17 protein-coding genes and 2 tRNA genes are annotated in these 17,436 nt (G+C 40.1%); all 19 read right to left on the bottom strand.

The features are described 5' to 3' along the window. Positions 1–38: 38 nt before the first annotated feature. The 19 genes from spoIIE to ETB99_RS11305 all read right to left on the bottom strand — a co-directional run bounded on the left by spoIIE (position 39) and on the right by ETB99_RS11305 (position 17,343). Entirely contained in the window at positions 39–2,504 is a 2,466-nt protein-coding gene (gene spoIIE, locus ETB99_RS11395; RefSeq protein WP_077428190.1) for a stage II sporulation protein E, read from the bottom strand. A gap of 179 nt (positions 2,505–2,683) precedes the next feature. After that, positions 2,684–2,755, bottom strand: a tRNA-Glu gene (locus ETB99_RS11390). Between the two features lie 11 nt (positions 2,756–2,766). Next, positions 2,767–2,843: transfer RNA gene (locus ETB99_RS11385), tRNA-Met, on the bottom strand. A 134-nt stretch (positions 2,844–2,977) separates the two neighbouring features. Beyond that, positions 2,978–3,370 carry a S1 domain-containing RNA-binding protein gene (locus ETB99_RS11380; protein ID WP_006323664.1) on the bottom strand — a complete coding sequence of 131 codons (393 nt, stop codon included), beginning with the start codon at positions 3,368–3,370 and terminating at the stop codon, positions 2,978–2,980. A gap of 94 nt (positions 3,371–3,464) precedes the next feature. Continuing rightward, positions 3,465–3,836, bottom strand: a complete 372-nt coding sequence (locus ETB99_RS11375; RefSeq protein WP_077428189.1) for an FtsB family cell division protein — start codon at positions 3,834–3,836, stop codon at positions 3,465–3,467. Between the two features lie 22 nt (positions 3,837–3,858). Continuing rightward, positions 3,859–4,455 (bottom strand): spore cortex biosynthesis protein YabQ, encoded by a 597-nt coding sequence (gene yabQ / locus ETB99_RS11370; RefSeq protein ID WP_309138150.1) that lies wholly within the window; start codon positions 4,453–4,455, stop codon positions 3,859–3,861. Positions 4,456–4,463: 8 nt separating this feature from the next. Continuing rightward, positions 4,464–4,757 carry a sporulation protein YabP gene (gene yabP / locus ETB99_RS11365; RefSeq protein WP_004888559.1) on the bottom strand — a complete coding sequence of 98 codons (294 nt, stop codon included), beginning with the start codon at positions 4,755–4,757 and terminating at the stop codon, positions 4,464–4,466. A gap of 66 nt (positions 4,758–4,823) precedes the next feature. After that, positions 4,824–5,081, bottom strand: a complete 258-nt coding sequence (locus tag ETB99_RS11360; protein ID WP_021095778.1) for an RNA-binding S4 domain-containing protein — start codon at positions 5,079–5,081, stop codon at positions 4,824–4,826. A gap of 1 nt (position 5,082) precedes the next feature. After that, on the bottom strand, positions 5,083–6,534 hold the full coding sequence (yabN, locus tag ETB99_RS11355; protein WP_171700642.1) for a bifunctional methyltransferase/pyrophosphohydrolase YabN: 1,452 nt from the start codon (positions 6,532–6,534) through the stop codon (positions 5,083–5,085). Between the two features lie 2 nt (positions 6,535–6,536). Next, positions 6,537–8,093, bottom strand: coding sequence for a putative polysaccharide biosynthesis protein (locus ETB99_RS11350; RefSeq protein ID WP_171700641.1), 1,557 nt, complete (start codon positions 8,091–8,093; stop codon positions 6,537–6,539). 57 nt (positions 8,094–8,150) lie between these two features. Next, a complete protein-coding gene (spoVT, locus tag ETB99_RS11345) occupies positions 8,151–8,687 on the bottom strand; it encodes a stage V sporulation protein T (protein WP_021095775.1) in 537 nt (178 codons plus the stop codon). Positions 8,688–8,883: 196 nt separating this feature from the next. Further along, on the bottom strand, positions 8,884–12,396 hold the full coding sequence (gene mfd, locus ETB99_RS11340) for a transcription-repair coupling factor (RefSeq protein WP_305792554.1): 3,513 nt from the start codon (positions 12,394–12,396) through the stop codon (positions 8,884–8,886). Between the two features lie 58 nt (positions 12,397–12,454). Continuing rightward, positions 12,455–12,685: an anti-sigma-F factor Fin gene (fin, locus tag ETB99_RS11335; protein WP_004888543.1), complete on the bottom strand. Its 231-nt coding sequence runs from the start codon at positions 12,683–12,685 to the stop codon at positions 12,455–12,457. A gap of 66 nt (positions 12,686–12,751) precedes the next feature. Continuing rightward, a complete protein-coding gene (gene pth, locus ETB99_RS11330) occupies positions 12,752–13,315 on the bottom strand; it encodes an aminoacyl-tRNA hydrolase (RefSeq protein ID WP_006323728.1) in 564 nt (187 codons plus the stop codon). Positions 13,316–13,371: 56 nt separating this feature from the next. Beyond that, the gene (locus tag ETB99_RS11325) at positions 13,372–13,998 is read right to left on the bottom strand and encodes a 50S ribosomal protein L25/general stress protein Ctc (RefSeq protein ID WP_077428181.1); all 627 of its coding nucleotides are present in this window, start codon (positions 13,996–13,998) and stop codon (positions 13,372–13,374) included. A 56-nt stretch (positions 13,999–14,054) separates the two neighbouring features. Then, positions 14,055–15,005: a ribose-phosphate diphosphokinase gene (locus ETB99_RS11320; protein WP_077428179.1), complete on the bottom strand. Its 951-nt coding sequence runs from the start codon at positions 15,003–15,005 to the stop codon at positions 14,055–14,057. Positions 15,006–15,022: 17 nt separating this feature from the next. Then, positions 15,023–16,399 carry a bifunctional UDP-N-acetylglucosamine diphosphorylase/glucosamine-1-phosphate N-acetyltransferase GlmU gene (gene glmU / locus ETB99_RS11315; RefSeq protein WP_171700639.1) on the bottom strand — a complete coding sequence of 459 codons (1,377 nt, stop codon included), beginning with the start codon at positions 16,397–16,399 and terminating at the stop codon, positions 15,023–15,025. A 184-nt stretch (positions 16,400–16,583) separates the two neighbouring features. Continuing rightward, positions 16,584–16,874, bottom strand: a complete 291-nt coding sequence (gene spoVG / locus ETB99_RS11310) for a septation regulator SpoVG (RefSeq protein ID WP_003398210.1) — start codon at positions 16,872–16,874, stop codon at positions 16,584–16,586. Between the two features lie 88 nt (positions 16,875–16,962). Continuing rightward, complete coding sequence (locus ETB99_RS11305) at positions 16,963–17,343, bottom strand: RidA family protein (RefSeq protein ID WP_004888532.1); 381 nt, start codon at positions 17,341–17,343, stop codon at positions 16,963–16,965. Positions 17,344–17,436: the final 93 nt, after the last annotated feature.

Genomic DNA, 17,436 nt, shown 5'->3' with positions numbered 1-17,436 from the left:
TACTCCCATCATCGACGTTCAGAGGGGATTTTATACCTTTATTTCATATATTGATATGCCGGAATGACTGCCCATTTCGGTGTATTATGTTTAATTCTCGCCACAACAATCGTCATATCATCTTCGATTTCTCCACCGTTGACACGAATGACTTCTTCTAAAAGCAATTCAGATACTTCTTGCGGATCATTCGTTTTTAATTCTTTAATTTTTCGTTTTATCCATACATCATGATTTTCGATATGCGAAACCCCATCAAAAATGCCGTCACTCATCATAATGAGTAAATCTCCTGCCTTTAATTGCTCTTCAATCATTTCAAACTCTACCCCAGTAATAATTCCTATCGGCAAATTGCTCGATTCGATTTTCATCACGTTATTTCCACGTTTAATAAAGCTTGGAGATGAGCCAACTTTTAAAAATTTTGTTGTTGCATTTTGCAAATCAACAATGGCTAAATCGAGCGTTGAAAAAATTTCTTCTGTCGTTCGCAACGCCAAAATAGAGTTGATCGATTTAATCGCAATTCGTTCCTCAATTCCCGATTGTAAAATTTTTTGTAATAGTTTGAGCGTTTCTTTACTTTCATAATGCGCTCGTTCCCCATTTCCCATTCCATCACTAATAGCTAACGCATATTTTCCACCACCAATTTCCATCATCGCATAGCTGTCACCTGAAATGAATCCGCCCCCCTTTGCAACGTACGCAACGCCTGTATCAATAACAAACGCTTTTGAAGAACTGAAAGCAACCCGACAGTCCCCGTTCGGATAGACAGAACAATCTTCTTTTTTCACAATAATCGTCTCACCTAAAATATCAGATAGCATTGGTGCAATAAGCTTTTCGCATTCGCCCCTTCCATCGCAATATGGAACAACCATCTCAATATCAACACTTCCTTTGTCTAAACTATAAATTTCAACATCGTTCACATCGACACCGAACTGTTGAAGGGCGTGCAAAATTTGTTCTTCTTGCACATAATAATTTTCACGCTCTTTTTGAATTTCTTTCGCAAAATCCTCCATCACTTGCGATACACCTAATAACTGTTCGGCCACAAGCCTTCTACTCTCTTTCATTTGCTGTTTTAGTTTTTTATTCGCTTTATAAAACGACACATCTTTCTCGATGATTTGAACAACTTTATTTGCTTTCACACAATGTTTATTCCATTCTCGCAACAATTTTGCATTCGTTATTTGATCATTTTCGCTTGCCTCTTGCATAATTTTTTTCATGTAGTCATATGTTTTATCGAAGTGGTTAATCCAACATTGGTCTTTCTTAAAACACGTTTGGCACGTTTTAGCAGCTACATCACTTAAAAAGTAATCAATTTCACGTTCTTCCTCCTCTTCGTGCGTAAGTACACCATAGGAAGAGAAGCTTTTTGATAACGCTTGAAACACATGAGAAAATTGTTCCACTCGCTGAGCGGTAACATCGCGGATTTTTCGCACATATTGTTGTTGCTCATTCGTATGTTCAATCGTCCCTGGCACATATTTCGCCATTTTACTCGTCAACGATTGTGGAGTCATCAAAAAAAGTAAAACGGCTAATAGCGACTCCACGATATTCGGGACAATGTCTGCGATCCCTTGACTATAAAGGGCAATTAACAATGTTGCGACAACAAGACCAAGAGAAACACCTAGCTTTTTCCCTTCCTTCAAAAGCCCTCCAAGCAACCCAGCAAAAGCAAGCAAGCTCATTTGATATAAATTTGAGACGCTCGCTAAGCTTAAAATAAGTCCTGTAACAACGCCGACTGTTGAACCAACGGTAGCGCCGGCTACAAAAGCAAACAACAACAATAAATAGCGCGATGCAACATGTTCTAACGAAAGATCATAAATTGACCAACCAACCATTCCCGTCAGCATAGAAGAAATAAGAATGACGAAAGAAATGACTTCTTCTGGTTTTAACGTTTGCTTATATTTTTGATGATCAAACAATGGCACGCTTTGTAAAAAAATGAGCGTTAAAATTGAGCCAAGTCCCGCTTCAATAAGCATCGTCATTCCCTCGTATATCGTCCATTCATGCCCCCACGTATAAATCATGCCTGTTTTCGCAAAAATGGAGGCAAAAAACACGACAACGGGCAATCTTTTCGGCAGAGCATCAATCCAGAAAAATAGACGATAAAAGATGAGAAACATCAAGATCGAAGCAACGATAAATAAAGAAGTGTAAAAAGAGACGGTCAACGATCCTGCGAATAAAGCAATAAATACAAAACCTAACTTATCGCGTCGAAGTAAATAAATTGCTGCAAAAAAAGGCAAAGCAAACGGTGTCATCTTTGTTAAAATGAGAGCTCGTCCAAGCAAAAAACCGATAACTAGAAATAAAAACCCTTGTTGAAATAATAAATGACTGAATCGAACTGTAAACCGCTGAAGCCATTGTGACGCCGTCGTTTTCGTCCCACTTAAAGGTACTTCCGCCATTTGATTGATTAACTTCCGTTCCACTCGCTCCATGTTCATCCTCTCCCCTTCTCCATATATCAGTCTATTACTTCGTATTATACAGACTGAATTATCAAAATTTTGTCAAAAAAAGAAGATGAATCACATAAATTTTTCGACGGAATATCACAAAAAACGGCTTATATAAACAAAAAGACACCAATTTCGTGACGAAATTGGTGTCTTTTTGATGACCCGTACGGGATTCGAACCCGTGTTACCGCCGTGAAAGGGCGGTGTCTTAACCACTTGACCAACGGGCCATTATGCAATTTGGTAGCGGCGGAGGGAATCGAACCCCCGACCTCACGGGTATGAACCGTACGCTCTAGCCAGCTGAGCTACGCCGCCATGCAACGACATTTGTAATTTTACTATGTTCCTCCGATAAAGTCAATAGTTTTTTCATAAAATCCAAACGAAAAAGCATCCACTTACGAAATGGATGCTTATATAAACTGCCTCATGTCCCATTCGGCAGCAAGTTAACCACGTCGAGCACCACGACCTCCTCGTTTCGATTCGGTATGGCGTTTAAGGGATGCTAAACGATCTTCACTTTCTTTTAAGAAACGGCTAATTTTCTGCTCAAAGCTTTCTTTTGAAGCGCGATCGTTTCCTTTGTTGCGCGGACGTGAAGCTTGTTCCTTTGCCTTTTTGATCGATAAGCCAATTTTCCCATCCTTCTCAACATTAATAACACGAACTTCGACAACATCGCCTACTTTGAGATGTTCATTAATGTCTTTTACGTAGCTGTCAGCTACTTCACTAATGTGCACTAAGCCTGTCGCGCCTTCTGGTAACTCAACAAACGCTCCGAATTTTGTAATGCCCGTTACTTTTCCCTGTAACTTGCTGCCTACTTCAATTGACATAAAAAAAGTGCTCCTCCTTAAAATCTGAAAAATCGTTTCTTTCATTATACATAATGAAAAAAACAAGTGTCAATAAGCCTTCTGCCTATCTTACTTACTCATCCGGAGTGATAAAAATAATTTCTCCCTCTTTCGACAAAAAATATTGCTTTCGAGCCAATTCAGCAATATATTGATCATCGTTTAATTTTTTGATTTCCTCTTTCAATCTTTGTTCGTCTTGTTGCAACGTGCGTAACTTTTCTTCTAACTGTTCTTTCGTTTTTAATTGCTCATCAATCGCAGAAGATTGTGCCGCCATCGTATATAAAAATAGCGAAGAAGCAGCTAACGCCATCGTTGCCACAATGCTAAAACGAACCACCTTCTTTTTACGACGTCGCGCCTTCTTATGTTCTTGTTTTTCTTGTTGAATGACATACGATGTTTGTATTTTTTTCACTTTACTTCTTTGTGGGGCGCCCATGTTTTTCACCGCTCCTTCTTCACTACCCTTTTTTTCTAAACATATTCGCTATTTTTGCAAGAAACCCTTTCCCGATATGAAAAATGCGACCAACCGTTGCTTGAAAACGAAGTGGAGTTTTTCGCCAAACAAAGCGTCCGATCCATGCAACTGGTTGCAATAAAAATCGTATACATCCATACATTACTTTATATAAAATTTTACCAACTAAGAAAACGAAATGACAAGTAGTGATGAATAAAAAAACAAAAAAACGGTAAAGAAGTCGGAGCGGAAGTATGACAGCATAATGAAACATTCGGATGATTAGACGATATAACATTACAAAAGCGCGAATAATTTTTTGCAATAAACGAACGTACATACGTTGAAATAAAGCTTGATAGGCAGCATATCCGCATAATATGGCCAAAAAAATATACAAACGAACTTGCCCGTTGTTAATAACCAATAATGTGTAAAAGACATATAGCGCTTGCGTGACCCAAAAAAGAATGTCTGCAACCCATACGATAAGTCGATGACGCTTGGAACGATTGAATATGTGTGCATATGTGTCAAAAGATGCCCCAATGATCATTCCGATTCCGATCATCGCAAGCAAAGTCGTAAATTGCACGTGCAAACTCATTTAAACAACTTGCTAAAGAACCCTTTAGCCTTCTCCGTGTGATGCTCGTCTAAATAAATGATTTCGAAAATTTTACCTTTAATCGAGACAATTCCTTTATCTACATCTAAGTTTTTCATTTGTAAATTTTGTCCTTTCACAGACAAAAACCCCATAACCGTTTCCAGTAAAAATTCTTCATTATCAAAACTTTCTACTTGTTTTACACCGGTAATTTCTAACGTGCGCCGACTGCGCATAACAATGTCATGTTCTTGAATCGGACCTTTATTTCCAATGTTTTGTGTCATCAACGTCTCCCCCTCACAACGATCGTTTGTACAAGTGTATGAGGGGGGAAAATAGTTTAGAACAAGCTATTCCACTCGCTCTTCTTTCACAATTTCATATAACGCACTCGCATCTTCTTTTTTCGCATGTTCTTGTAATTCGACTACTTTCACTGTCACATGTTTTTGACCAAATTGAATCATAATTTCATCGCCTATTTTTACGGTTGAACTCGCTTTCGCTTGTTGGCCATTAATCGATACACGTCCTTGATCAGCCACTTCTTTTGCTAACGTTCTTCTTTTAATGAGCCGTGAAACTTTTAAAAACTTATCGAGTCGCATATTATAGCCCCTCCCTTTTCGCTTCTTCCCATATTTCATCTAATTGCTCTAAAGAATACGCACGCCAAGCTTTCCCTTGTTGTTTTACTTTTTGTTCAATGTATTGAAAACGATGGTAAAATTTTTCGTTCGCCATGGCTAACGCCTCTTCAGGATTGACTTTATAATATCGACATACGTTAATAAGCGCAAATAGTAAATCTCCAAACTCTTCTTTTAGTTTTTGTTCATCCATACGACCGGCTTCTTGCTGCACCTCATTCATTTCTTCTTCAACTTTACGCCACATCGGCTCTACGTCCGACCAGTCAAATCCAACTTTTGCTGCTCTTTTTTGATATTCATATGCGCGAAGCGTACTCGGTAACGCTTTGGCAACATCGTCAAGTAATGAATGAAGTACGTTTTCTTTTTCCGCCTGTTTGATTGCTTCCCAGTTGCGTACAACCTGTTCCGCATGCTCAACATGAACGTCTCCGAATACATGCGGATGGCGCCGAATCATTTTTTCTGTAATGGCCCGAATGACATCATCAATCGAAAACATTCCTTCATCTTCACCAATTTGAGCATGAAGCATAACTTGCAATAATACATCGCCAAGCTCTTCAATTATATTTTCATCATCTTGCCGATCAATCGCATCAAGAAGCTCATACGTCTCTTCAAGCAAATACTTCTTCAGCGACTCGTGCGTCTGTTTCCGATCCCATGGGCAACCGTTAGGCCCACGCAACGTCGCAATCACACGGCGTAAAGTAGTAAAATCGTGATATAATAGCTCGTCATTTTCTACTTTTGGTACGTAAACGCTCGTTAAATTGCTCACCGTTATGACCCGATCTAGCTCATATAGCGGAACTTTTTCGATGCGTTGTTGTTTACTTCCTGCTGCATAAACGATAAAAATAGGATAATCATGTGGTAATTTTTCCAATAAAGCTAGTTTCACATCGGATGCAATGAACGAGTCATATACTTGACAAAAAATAATATGATTCCGCAACTGAATTTCGTCCGGTTGAAATAAGGTAGCATCAATCAATTGAAAACCTTCGATTGGATCGAGCTCAACGGCAGTAAATAACGCATCAAGAAAACTTTGTCCCCCTTCTACACGAACAGAAATGTGATCTTTTTTTTCGAGCAATAGCTTTACTGTACGCTCAGCAACAAGTGGATGGCCTGGAACAGCGTATACAACGTCCCCTTTTTTCACTTCTGCACATAAATGTTCAACAATATGTTCGTATACTTGTTCAAACTGATCATATTTTTCGTATATGTCGTCAAACGATTGAATGTGTATCCCTTCTGCTTCCAACTGTGCGACAACAGGATGATCTTTCGTTCGTAAAAAGAGGCGATTCGCCTGTTTTAACGTACGGTACACACCGAAAGACAACTGATCGATGTCTCCTGCCCCAAGACCGACAATTGTAATTGTACCCATGACTATCCAGCCTTTCTTTGCTTTATTTTTATTAAATAACGTCCAAACGGAAAAGCTAACAAGTCTTTTTCCGCCAAAACCTCTTTTTTAACGATCATTATAATATAAACAAACGCCCCAATAAAAACACCAATGATCGCTTGAAGCGATGAAAACAGACGTCCATGATGAATTGGTAACTCGTTTATCAATATGATATATCCAACTAAAATGATCGCCATCATCGCTGCGGCTTTTATCGTTTGAATGATTATAGAGAGCGAAAGCAAAGGACGAGACATTCGTTTTTGCACATAAAAAAAGGCGATAGCGCACATGACGACATAGGCAATGAGTGTCGCTACAGCTGCCCCTACTGTATGCCATAAAGGAACGAGCAACACATTCAACCCCCATTTTGCTATCATGCCGACACAAACGAGGAAAATTGGGCGAAATACATCCCCAAGCCCCTGCAAAATAGCAATAGATGTTAATGTTAAAGAAGTAAAAAGAATAGAAACAGCTAAAATCGTCAACTCCATCGCACCAACATGATCCTTAAACAACATGATATTCGCTTGTTTTAATATGCAAACTAAACCAACGACTGCCCCCATTCCAATGATAAACGCTACGCGAACAGCTGTATATATTTCGTTGCGTTCTGTTTGTTCATGCGATAACATCGGCACAAGCGCTAATGAAAAAGAAGTAGCTACTACTGTCCCAAGCTGAATAAACGGTTGACCACGGTCATAAATTCCCTTTGCTGTTTTAGCTAGTTCATGCAATCCTGCTTGTTGTAATAAAGGGAGAAGGGTAAATGAATCAACAAGTTGTATTAAAACAAGAAGCATGTTAGCTAAACAAATCGTTACGCCATGAACGGCTAAAAATAAAAGCACTTTTCTTTTTTCTTTTGTTGGAATCCATGGCTCGGTATGAACATTCGTCCGCTTTCGCAACATATATGCGACGAGTACTGCAACGGCTGCAAAACTTCCCATAAGTGAACCAATCATCGCACCAGCTCCTGCCTCATAAACGGTAAATCCGCGATGAAGCAAAAAAGAAGAAAGAAATAAAATCGCTCCGACACGTACAAGTTGTTCAACTACTTGCGAAACAGCGGTCGGATTCATCTCTCCTCCCCCTTGAAAATATCCGCGAGAAACGGAAGTAAACGGAAGAAGCAAAAAAGCAAACGAAACGGCGCGAATCAACAGAGCTAGTTGATGATCTCCCATGAGCGCCGCGAGTGACGAAGCGCCAAAATAAAGAACGGAAAACATGACGATACTAAGGCATGATAAAAAATAAAAAGAAAGCCGAACAACAGCAAACTTATATGTTGATTGTTTATTTTCGGCAATAAGTTTTGAGATCGCAACCGGATAACCATACGTTGACAAAGCGAGGAAAATACCGTAAAAAGGATAAACTTGTTGATAAATATAAAATCCGACATCGCCTACAATATTTTGATACGGAATTCGGTAAAAAGCGCTTAATATTTTTGTAAATAAGGCGGCGACCGTCAACACAAACGCACCGCGCAACCAGTCTTTTTTTTCCATACACTTCACCTTTTTTTACTATTACATACATCAAAAAAAGGTAGCGAGATGCTACCTTTATTGTTCCATTTGTCGAGCAAGGAAGCTCGCCGCAGTTTCCGCTGCTTTATGTTCCACTTCGCCAAGCGTTTTATCTTTCGAGAAAATAATGACTGCCCCGATTGGATCTCCTCCAGCAATAATCGGTGCAATCACGTATGATTGCATATGTTCTTCATGACCTTGCGTGAATGATACATTTTTTTCTTCCGTATGCAAAATCGATTGACGATCTTCCATCACCTTTTCAACAAGTTCGCTTACGCTCTTGTTTAAATACTCCTTTTTCGATCCGCCTGCTACTGCAATAAATACATCGCGATCACAAATGAGCACAGGTTGTTCTAAACTGTCGAAAAGAGCTTCAGCGTACTCTTTTGCAAAGTCACCTAATTCACTAATTGGTGAATACTTTTTTAAAATGACCTCACCATCGCGGTCAACAAATATTTCAAGTGGGTCTCCTTCGCGAATACGAAGTGTTCTGCGAATTTCTTTTGGAATTACTACTCGTCCTAAATCATCGATTCGTCGAACAATACCTGTTGCTTTCATCTATCGATGCCTCGCTTTCATCTAGTGATTAAAAATGGCACTGGTGAAACAGTTGAATAATTCACCATTGTTGTGATTAGTATCCGTCACAAACAAAGTTATATACACAAAGGAGGGGGATTTTTTTTTTTAAAAGTGAAAATCCCCCATCTTCATCATTGCCATTTACTTATAAACAATAAACATGAACAATCAATTATTTTTTAGCATATTTTAACCCTTTTAGCAACTCATAAATGATCATTAACCACTGTTGCGGCTTCATTCCTTTTACATGAACGACAATTTTAAAGCGATCTCCATCCATGCCGAAACCAACATCCCTGCCATACGGTTCACCGAGCTTAAACAATTTGCTAACATCAATTTGCTTTGTCGTTTCTTGTGAGAATAAAATGGTGACTTCTTGCTTCGTTTGCTTAATGGATTCAATGAGATGCTGTTTCGCATATATTTTCATTTCGGCAATTTGGAATAAATAAGCCACTTCGTCTGGATAATCACCGAAGCGATCCAACATTTCTTCTCGTAATTGCTCGAGTTCTTCTAACGAATCAAGTCCGCGGAATCGCTTATACATCTCGATTTTTTGTTGTTCATTGGCAATATAATATTCAGGGATGTACGCATCGACTTCTAAATCAATTTCCACTTCAAACGGTTTTTCTTGTTTCGTTCCTCGTTTTTCTTCAATCGCTTCTTTCAACATTTGAGAATAAAGCTCAAAGCCGACGGAATCAATAAAACCGTGTTGTTGTGCCCCTAATAAGTTGCCAGCTCCTCGGATAGATAAATCACGCATCGCAATTTTGAAGCCAGATCCAAGCTCGGTAAACTCTTTAATGGCTTGCAATCGTTTTTCTGCTATTTCATTTAGCACCTTATCTTTTCGGTACGTAAAATACGCATACGCAATGCGATTGGAACGTCCTACGCGCCCGCGCAATTGATATAGTTGTGAAAGACCCATCTTATCCGCATCATAAACGATTAACGTATTCACATTTGGAATGTCAACACCTGTTTCGATGATCGTCGTACTCACTAGTACATCATATTGACCTTCTAAAAACGCAAGCATGACCGCTTCAAGTTCATGTTCGGACATTCTTCCGTGTGCATATGTCACGCGAGCATCAGGTACGAGCGCCGAAATTTCTTCTGCCTTTCGATCAATATCTTCAACGCGATTATAAAGAAAAAACACTTGTCCTCCGCGCGCCATTTCGCGTTCAATCGCCTCTCGCACAATGATTGGGCTGTATTCCATCACATACGTTTGTACAGGGAAACGATTTTCCGGAGGTGTTTCGATGACGGACAAATCGCGGACACCGATAAGCGACATATGTAACGTGCGCGGGATCGGTGTAGCGGTTAACGTTAATACATCGATATTTGTTTTTAGTTGTTTAATTTTTTCTTTATGAGCAACACCGAACCGTTGCTCCTCGTCAATAATTAATAAACCTAGATCTTTAAACGATACGTCTTTTGATAAAAGCCGATGTGTTCCAATAACCATATCAATCGTACCGTCTTTTAAGCCTTGGATTGTTTCGGTTTGTTGCTTTTTCGTGCGAAAACGACTCAATAAACCGACGTTAATCGGATACCCTTGGAAACGTTCACGAACTGTTTCGTAATGTTGTTGCGCTAAAATCGTCGTCGGTACGAGAAAGGCAACTTGTTTTCCGTCCATGATCGCTTTAAAAGCGGCCCGCAACGCTACTTCTGTCTTTCCGTAACCAACATCCCCACATAGCAATCGATCCATCGGCCGTTCGCTTTCCATATCGCGTTTAATTTCACGAATGGAACGAAGCTGATCTTCCGTCTCTTGATATGGGAACGCCGCTTCAAATTCCCTTTGCATCTCGTTATCCGGTGAAAAAGCGTACCCTTTGCTCGCTTCGCGCTCTGCATATAATTTCATCAAGTCCTCGGCAATATCTTGAACAGAAGACTCTACTTTCTTCTTTACTTTCTTCCACTCTGTTCCACCTAATTTATAAATTTTCGGCTCTTTTCCTTCTGAACCGACATATTTTTGGACGAGATCCATTTGATCAACAGGAACGTATAACGTATCATTCCCTTGATATTGAATATGAATGTAATCTTTATGAACACCGTTAATTTCTAACGTTTCGATCCCTAAATATTTTCCGATTCCATGGTTGACGTGGACGACATAGTCCCCGACTTTTAAATCTGTATAACTTTTAATCCGTTCCGCGTTCGACAATTTTTGGCGTCGCACAGGACGTTTCATTCGCTTTTTAAATAGCTCTTCTTCTGTAATGACGGCGAGTTTTTGCATCGGCAATTCAAAACCTGCAACTAACCCAGACGGGACAATTTGACATTTCCCATGCAATAATGCATCATCTTTCCCGATTTGGACAGCATCAATCTCATAATCTTCTAACGTTTGTTTCAGTTTTTTCGCTCGCTCTTCATTTCCTGCTAACAAAACGACAGCATAATTCCCCTTTTGCCACCGCTCAACTTCTCCCTTTAACAACTGCATTTGACTATAAAACACTTGCATTTGCTTACAAGATACATTAACAATGTTTTGAGGATGCGTGTATGGAATATGACGTAAAAATAAAGACAAGTAAATCGTTGATCTCGTCCGTTTTTGCAATACTTCTGGAAACGAATGAGAAATCGAGACACTTTGCACAATTTTTCCTTCTTCTAATAAGTTTGTGTACCATTCTGCTTCTTCCTGTTCCAGTTTTTCTGCTACTTCTTGAATACGACTCATTTCATCGATGATGACGACACCGTGCTCTGGAATGTAATCTAGCAAACTTGCAGCAGAAGGATAGAAAAGCGAGAAATATTTGTACATTTCTTCGATTGATTTTCCGTTTTTCAACTGCTCCAATTCAAATGATACATGTTCATATAAACGATTTTTCGTTTTTTCATCATGAATATGTTGCAACGTATCATGAAGTTGTGCTTCTAGCCGTTGAATCGCTTCGTTTATATGTTGTTGTTCAATGATCAATTCCGTTGCCGGTCCAATTAACACCTCATCTATCTCAGCCACCGAACGTTGATCATCGACTGAAAACGTCCGAATTGACTCGATCTCCACGTCGAATAGCTCAATACGATAAGGAAGCTCAGCTGTAAGCGGATAAATATCAATAATACCTCCTCGGACGCTAAATTCCCCCGGAGTTGAAACAACAGACACACGTTCATATCCCATCGCAATAAATTGCTTCAAACAATGTTCCACATCCATTTGCTCACCGACGCGAAAATGAAGTTGATAACGTTGCCATACATCTTTCGGTGGCAATAGTCGTCGAAGTGCAGCAATGGGAGCGATAACAATTCCTTTTTTCCGTTCACACCAATAGTTTAACACTTCTAATCGTTGTGCTCGCAATTCCGGACTAGCTACAGCTAGTTCAGCGGCAATCAGTTCATTAACGGGATAAAGAAACACTTCTTCCTCATCAATTAATTGAATGAGATCATCATATATTTTTTGCGCTTGAAATAAATTGTGCGTCACAATGCATAAAGGTCGCTCAGTATCCTCATATAAAGAAGAAATGAAAACAGAACGGGCAGAGCCAGACAAACCGGTCACAAGCTGTTCCTTTAAGCCATTGCGAACCCCTTCTGCAACCGATTGCATGTCCGCGTGATGAATAAAATATTGTCGTAATCCGCGCAAAAAAAACCCCTCCTCTCCAAACATAAATACAAAAACGCTTTGGGTAACCCAAAGCCAATCATTGAATAAATTTTTCATATTGGTGAAGATCAGGATTTCGATCCAACGCCTCCTGGCAATCTTCGCAAATCGCCTTGACACAAATTTCCCCTGTCGGAAGATATTGAATCATATCTAACCTTTCTTCTTCTGTTAATCGATGAAACCCCAATTGCTCACTCTCTAACTCAAGTGCATCAATCGTCCCGATTTTTACGCCACAATGGCGACAATAGTAATGCAATGCCATATGTGTCCCTCCCAAATGGTTGTTTTAATCGAATACATTTTGAACCATTTAGTCGGGAATTATTCATTACTTATTAAATTCGTTCATCACTTGCGCAAATGAAATTTTCAACGATCGTTCACATGCATCCGCCGCCTTTTGAATGGCTTGCTCGATTTGTATTTTCTCTTCCGCTGTCCACCGACCTAATACGTAGTCACTCACTCTCATTCCGTTTTTCGGCCGATCAATGCCGATGCGAATGCGTTTAAATTGCTCTGTTTTCAAATGATGAATAAGCGATTTCATTCCGTTATGACCGCCAGCGCTTCCCTTTGGACGCAAGCGGACCGTTCCGGTTGACAAATCTAGGTCGTCGTAAATGACAATGAGATCGTCGACATCAATATTATAGTAGTCCATCAATGGTCGAACGCATTCACCCGATAAGTTCATATATGTAAGCGGTTTGCATAATATGACTTTTTCACCTGAAATGATGCCACTTGCAAATATACCTTGGAACTTCGTTTGATTGAACGTAAATCCCCAGCGACGAGCAAGCTCATCGATCACCATAAACCCTACATTATGCCTCGTTTGTTCATATTCTTTTCCAGGATTCCCTAAACCAACAAACAGCTTTACCATTTCCCTGCTCCTTCTCTCCATACCGCAAAAGACGTAACCAATGATGGCTACGTCCGTCACGGTGTTGTTTCGCGTCCTTCTTCCGATTCTGGTCTCCCCGGTTCTTGTTCTTCACCGCTATGAATTTCTTCTTCTTGTTTTGGTGGCAAAATCGAAGCGATCACTTCTGTTGGATCGTGATTGATTTCATAAGCACCGTTTGTTTGAATATGTGAAACTGTAATAACATCGCCTACTTGCAAATTCGTTATGTCGACATCAATGGATGGAGGGATGTTTGACGGCAACGCCCGAATGGACAACTGATGCATTGCTTGTTGCAATACACCCCCATCTTTCACGCCAGCTGCTTCACCAACGAGATGAATCGGAACGTGAACATCTATTTCCTTCTTTGCATCAACAGCTAAAAAGTCAATATGAATAATATCATGGCGAATCGGGTGTTTTTGCATATCGCGAACGATGATACGAATATGATGGTCGTTCATCTTTGCGTCTAAAAGACCTGTACCCCCTGTAGCCCGCAACTGCTTTAAAAACTCAGCCGCATCAACAAAAACTGATTGGCTATTCATCGTTTTCCCGTACAACACAGCCGGGATGTGACCTTGTTTCCGCATTTGTTTGACGTAAGAACGTCGATGATCTGTACGCAATTGAAGTTGTAACAATGAAATCACCTTCCTATTTTAGCATCGCTCATAGCTTCCCCTAAAACAGGAAGGTCTAAACGTCATTAGTCAAACAACGCGCTAATCGACTGCTCTTCGTGTACGCGAATAATTGCTTCACCAATCAGAGGAGCAACAGATAGTTCGACAATTTTATTCATTTTCTTTTCATCAGGAATCGCAATTGTATTCGTAACAACAAGCTCTTTAATTTTCGAATTTTGAATTCGTTCAATCGCTGGACCTGATAAAACTGGGTGCGTACAACATGCATACACTTCTTTTGCCCCATGCTCAGCTAACGCATTTGCCGCTAAAGTAATTGTTCCAGCTGTATCAATAATATCGTCCACTAAAATCGTCGTTTTTCCTTGTACATTACCAATAATGTTCATCACTTCTGCTACATTTGGTTTCGGACGACGCTTGTCAATGATCGCAATTGGTGCTTTTAAACGATCTGCCATTTTCCGCGCACGCGTCACGCCACCGTGGTCCGGAGAAACGATGACAATATCATCAAGTTGCTTTTCTTTAAAGTAATCCGCTAAAATCGGAACCCCCATGAGATGATCGATTGGAATATCAAAAAATCCTTGAATTTGCGGCGCATGCAAATCAAGTGTAATAACGCGGGAAGCACCGGCAGTTTCCAATAAATTCGCAACTAATTTCGCTGTAATCGGCTCACGAGAACGTGCTTTGCGATCTTGACGAGCATATCCGTAGTACGGCATAACAATGTTAATTGTTTTTGCAGACGCTCGCTTTAATGCGTCAATCATAATAAGTAACTCCATTAAATGTTCATTCACGGGCGCGCTCGTTGATTGAATAACATAAACGTCGCATCCACGAATACTTTCCTCAATGTTAATTTGAATTTCTCCATCGCTAAAACGAGAAACGGAACACTTTCCTAATTCAACACCAATCACTTTTGCGATTTCTTGGGCTAAGATTGGATTAGAGTTTAACGAAAATAACTTTAAATTAGAATTTAAATACTGAGACATGGGTCAATGAACCTCCATTAGGATTTTTTCTTCGCTTGTAGACGTTCAACATAATTTTCTTTATTTGTTTGCCGAGCACGTGCGATAGCTAAAGCCTCACTAGGCACATCATCGGTAATCGTGGAACCAGCCGCTACATACGCTCCACTTCCGACCGTAACAGGAGCAATTAAGTTCGAATTACAACCAATAAACGCACCATCTTCAATTTTTGTCACGTATTTATTGGCACCGTCATAATTTACTGTAATGGTTCCGCAACCAATATTGACATGTGCGCCTACTTCAGCGTCCCCAATATAACTTAAGTGCGATGCTTTACTGCCGTCTCCAAACGTCGCTTTTTTGATTTCGACGAAGTTTCCGATTCTCACATCATCACCAATTTTACATAGCGGACGAATATGCGCAAATGGACCAATGGTTACGTCTGATCCTATTTCACTATCATGTACAACCGAATGACGAATCGATGTGTCGTTGCCAATACGGCTATTTTTCACTTCACTATTCGGTCCGATGATACAGTTTTCACCGATCACCGTATGTCCCTCAATCCATGTCCCGGGATAGATGACGGTATCCTGTCCAATGTGCACATCTGGTCCTATATACGTATGATCAGGATCGATGATTGTCACACCATTTGCCATATGTTTACGATGAATGCGTGCACGCATAATTTTTTCTGCTTGTGCAAGCGCAATGCGGTCATTTACACCTAACGTTTCTTCAAACACCGGTGTTTCATATGCTGAAATGATTTCGCCTTGTTTTTTCAAAATTTCGATGACATCTGGTAAATAATATTCACCTTGTGCATTGTCGTTTGACACTTTCGTAAGCGCTTCAAATAATGCACGATTATCGAAACAATACGTCCCTGTATTAATTTCTCGAATGTTCCGTTCTTCTTCGGTTGCGTCTTTATGTTCTACAATTTTTTCGACATGTCCATCTTTATTTCGGACAATGCGACCGTATCCTGTTGGATCTTCTGCAAGGGCGGTTAAAATCGTTGCTTTCGCTTTTGTTTGTAAATGATGTTGTAAAAGCGCTTCCATCGTTTCTGAGGTGATCAATGGCGTATCTCCACAAACAACGAGAGTCACACCATCTTTATCAGCTAAATGAGGTGCTGCTTGCAAAACAGCATGTGCCGTCCCAAGCTGTTGTTCTTGAATGACGTACTCACTTTGACTGCCGAGTTGTTCTTTTACTCGTTCTGCTCCAAAACCAACAACTGTAATTAGTCGATCTACATGTAACATAGAAATTGCATCCACTACATGTTGTACCATCGGCTTTCCACAGACAGGGTGCAACACTTTATACAGCTTTGAACGCATGCGCGTCCCCTGTCCAGCCGCTAAAATGATCGCATATCGTCTCATCGTAAGGCCTCCATACCTCTCTTTATCCATATTGAATATATATCAATTATGTATGTATTTCAAGGAAACATTGTCATCTACCAAAAAAATTCATCATTTTCACTATATGTTCTTTATCAATGAGATAAATGCATTTTTCATATGAAAAGGACCCTTCTTCTCGAGAGGGTCCTCTTTCTTATGATTACGAAGCACCTGCTTCTTCAAGCTCTTTTTCCAACTCACCAGCACGGTGATATTCAGCTAAAACAGCCTCCTGGATTTTCCCGCGGGTTGTTGAGTTAATTGGATGAGCAATATCACGGAATTCCCCGTCAGGAGTACGCTTGCTTGGCATAGCGACAAACAAGCCGTTATTGCCTTCAATGACACGAATATCATGAACAACAAATTCATGATCCAACGTGATCGAGGCAATCGCTCTCATACGTCCTTCGGTATTCACGCGGCGTAATCTCACGTCAGTTACTTCCATTCTGTTCACCACCTTTTCCCTATATAAGAACTTAATTGAATTTATTCCACGTCGTTTTTTATTTTCCTGCTAACTTTAAAAAATTTTTTTACGATTGTTTAACAAGGGCAACGACTTCAATTTCAATTAACGCATCTTTTGGCAAACGAGCCACTTCAACAGCGGAACGCGCTGGTTTATGATCGCGGAAATATTGGCCGTATACTTCATTCATCGCCGCAAAATCGTTCATGTCTTTTAAAAACACCGTTGTTTTTACAACAGTTTCTAAAGACGCTCCTGCCGCTTCAAGCACCGCTTGCAAATTTTTGAATACTTGATGCGTTTGTGCTTGAATATCCCCTTGCACCATTTCTCCTTCAGGAGTTAAAGCAATTTGTCCAGAACTGTAAAACATGTTGTTGACGATAATGCCTTGTGAATATGGTCCAATGGCTTGTGGAGCTTGGTTTGTGTGTACAACTTTCATCATCTTTGGCGAGGAGACCCCGACTTCTAAGCGAGAGCGAAAGTCGGGGAGGAATCGCCCTTCCTCCTTTCTTTTGTATATGATAGAATAAGA

This window comes from Anoxybacillus sp. CHMUD (assembly GCF_013096965.1).
In the GTDB taxonomy this organism is placed as follows: Bacteria; Bacillota; Bacilli; order Bacillales; family Anoxybacillaceae; genus Anoxybacillus; species Anoxybacillus kestanbolensis_A.
The sequence above is the reverse complement of the archived record's forward strand: the minus strand, read 5'-3'. Positions and strand labels throughout refer to the sequence as shown.

Excerpts from the sequence above, each read along its gene's own strand:
- pth (WP_006323728.1), bottom strand. The coding sequence starts at position 13,315 with ATGGTAAAGCTGTTTGTTGGTTTAGGGAATCCTGGAAAAGAATATGAA.
- glmU (WP_171700639.1), bottom strand. The coding sequence starts at position 16,399 with ATGAGACGATATGCGATCATTTTAGCGGCTGGACAGGGGACGCGCATG.
- fin (WP_004888543.1), bottom strand. The coding sequence starts at position 12,685 with ATGGCATTGCATTACTATTGTCGCCATTGTGGCGTAAAAATCGGGACG.
- spoIIE (WP_077428190.1), bottom strand. The coding sequence starts at position 2,504 with ATGGAGCGAGTGGAACGGAAGTTAATCAATCAAATGGCGGAAGTACCT.
- yabP (WP_004888559.1), bottom strand. The coding sequence starts at position 4,757 with ATGACACAAAACATTGGAAATAAAGGTCCGATTCAAGAACATGACATT.
- ETB99_RS11375 (WP_077428189.1), bottom strand. The coding sequence starts at position 3,836 with ATGGGCGCCCCACAAAGAAGTAAAGTGAAAAAAATACAAACATCGTAT.
- ETB99_RS11360 (WP_021095778.1), bottom strand. The coding sequence starts at position 5,081 with ATGCGACTCGATAAGTTTTTAAAAGTTTCACGGCTCATTAAAAGAAGA.
- spoVT (WP_021095775.1), bottom strand. The coding sequence starts at position 8,687 with ATGAAAGCAACAGGTATTGTTCGACGAATCGATGATTTAGGACGAGTA.
- ETB99_RS11350 (WP_171700641.1), bottom strand. The coding sequence starts at position 8,093 with ATGGAAAAAAAAGACTGGTTGCGCGGTGCGTTTGTGTTGACGGTCGCC.
- ETB99_RS11305 (WP_004888532.1), bottom strand. The coding sequence starts at position 17,343 with ATGAAAGTTGTACACACAAACCAAGCTCCACAAGCCATTGGACCATAT.
- yabN (WP_171700642.1), bottom strand. The coding sequence starts at position 6,534 with ATGGGTACAATTACAATTGTCGGTCTTGGGGCAGGAGACATCGATCAG.
- ETB99_RS11320 (WP_077428179.1), bottom strand. The coding sequence starts at position 15,005 with ATGTCTCAGTATTTAAATTCTAATTTAAAGTTATTTTCGTTAAACTCT.
- spoVG (WP_003398210.1), bottom strand. The coding sequence starts at position 16,874 with ATGGAAGTAACTGACGTGAGATTACGCCGCGTGAATACCGAAGGACGT.
- ETB99_RS11380 (WP_006323664.1), bottom strand. The coding sequence starts at position 3,370 with ATGTCAATTGAAGTAGGCAGCAAGTTACAGGGAAAAGTAACGGGCATT.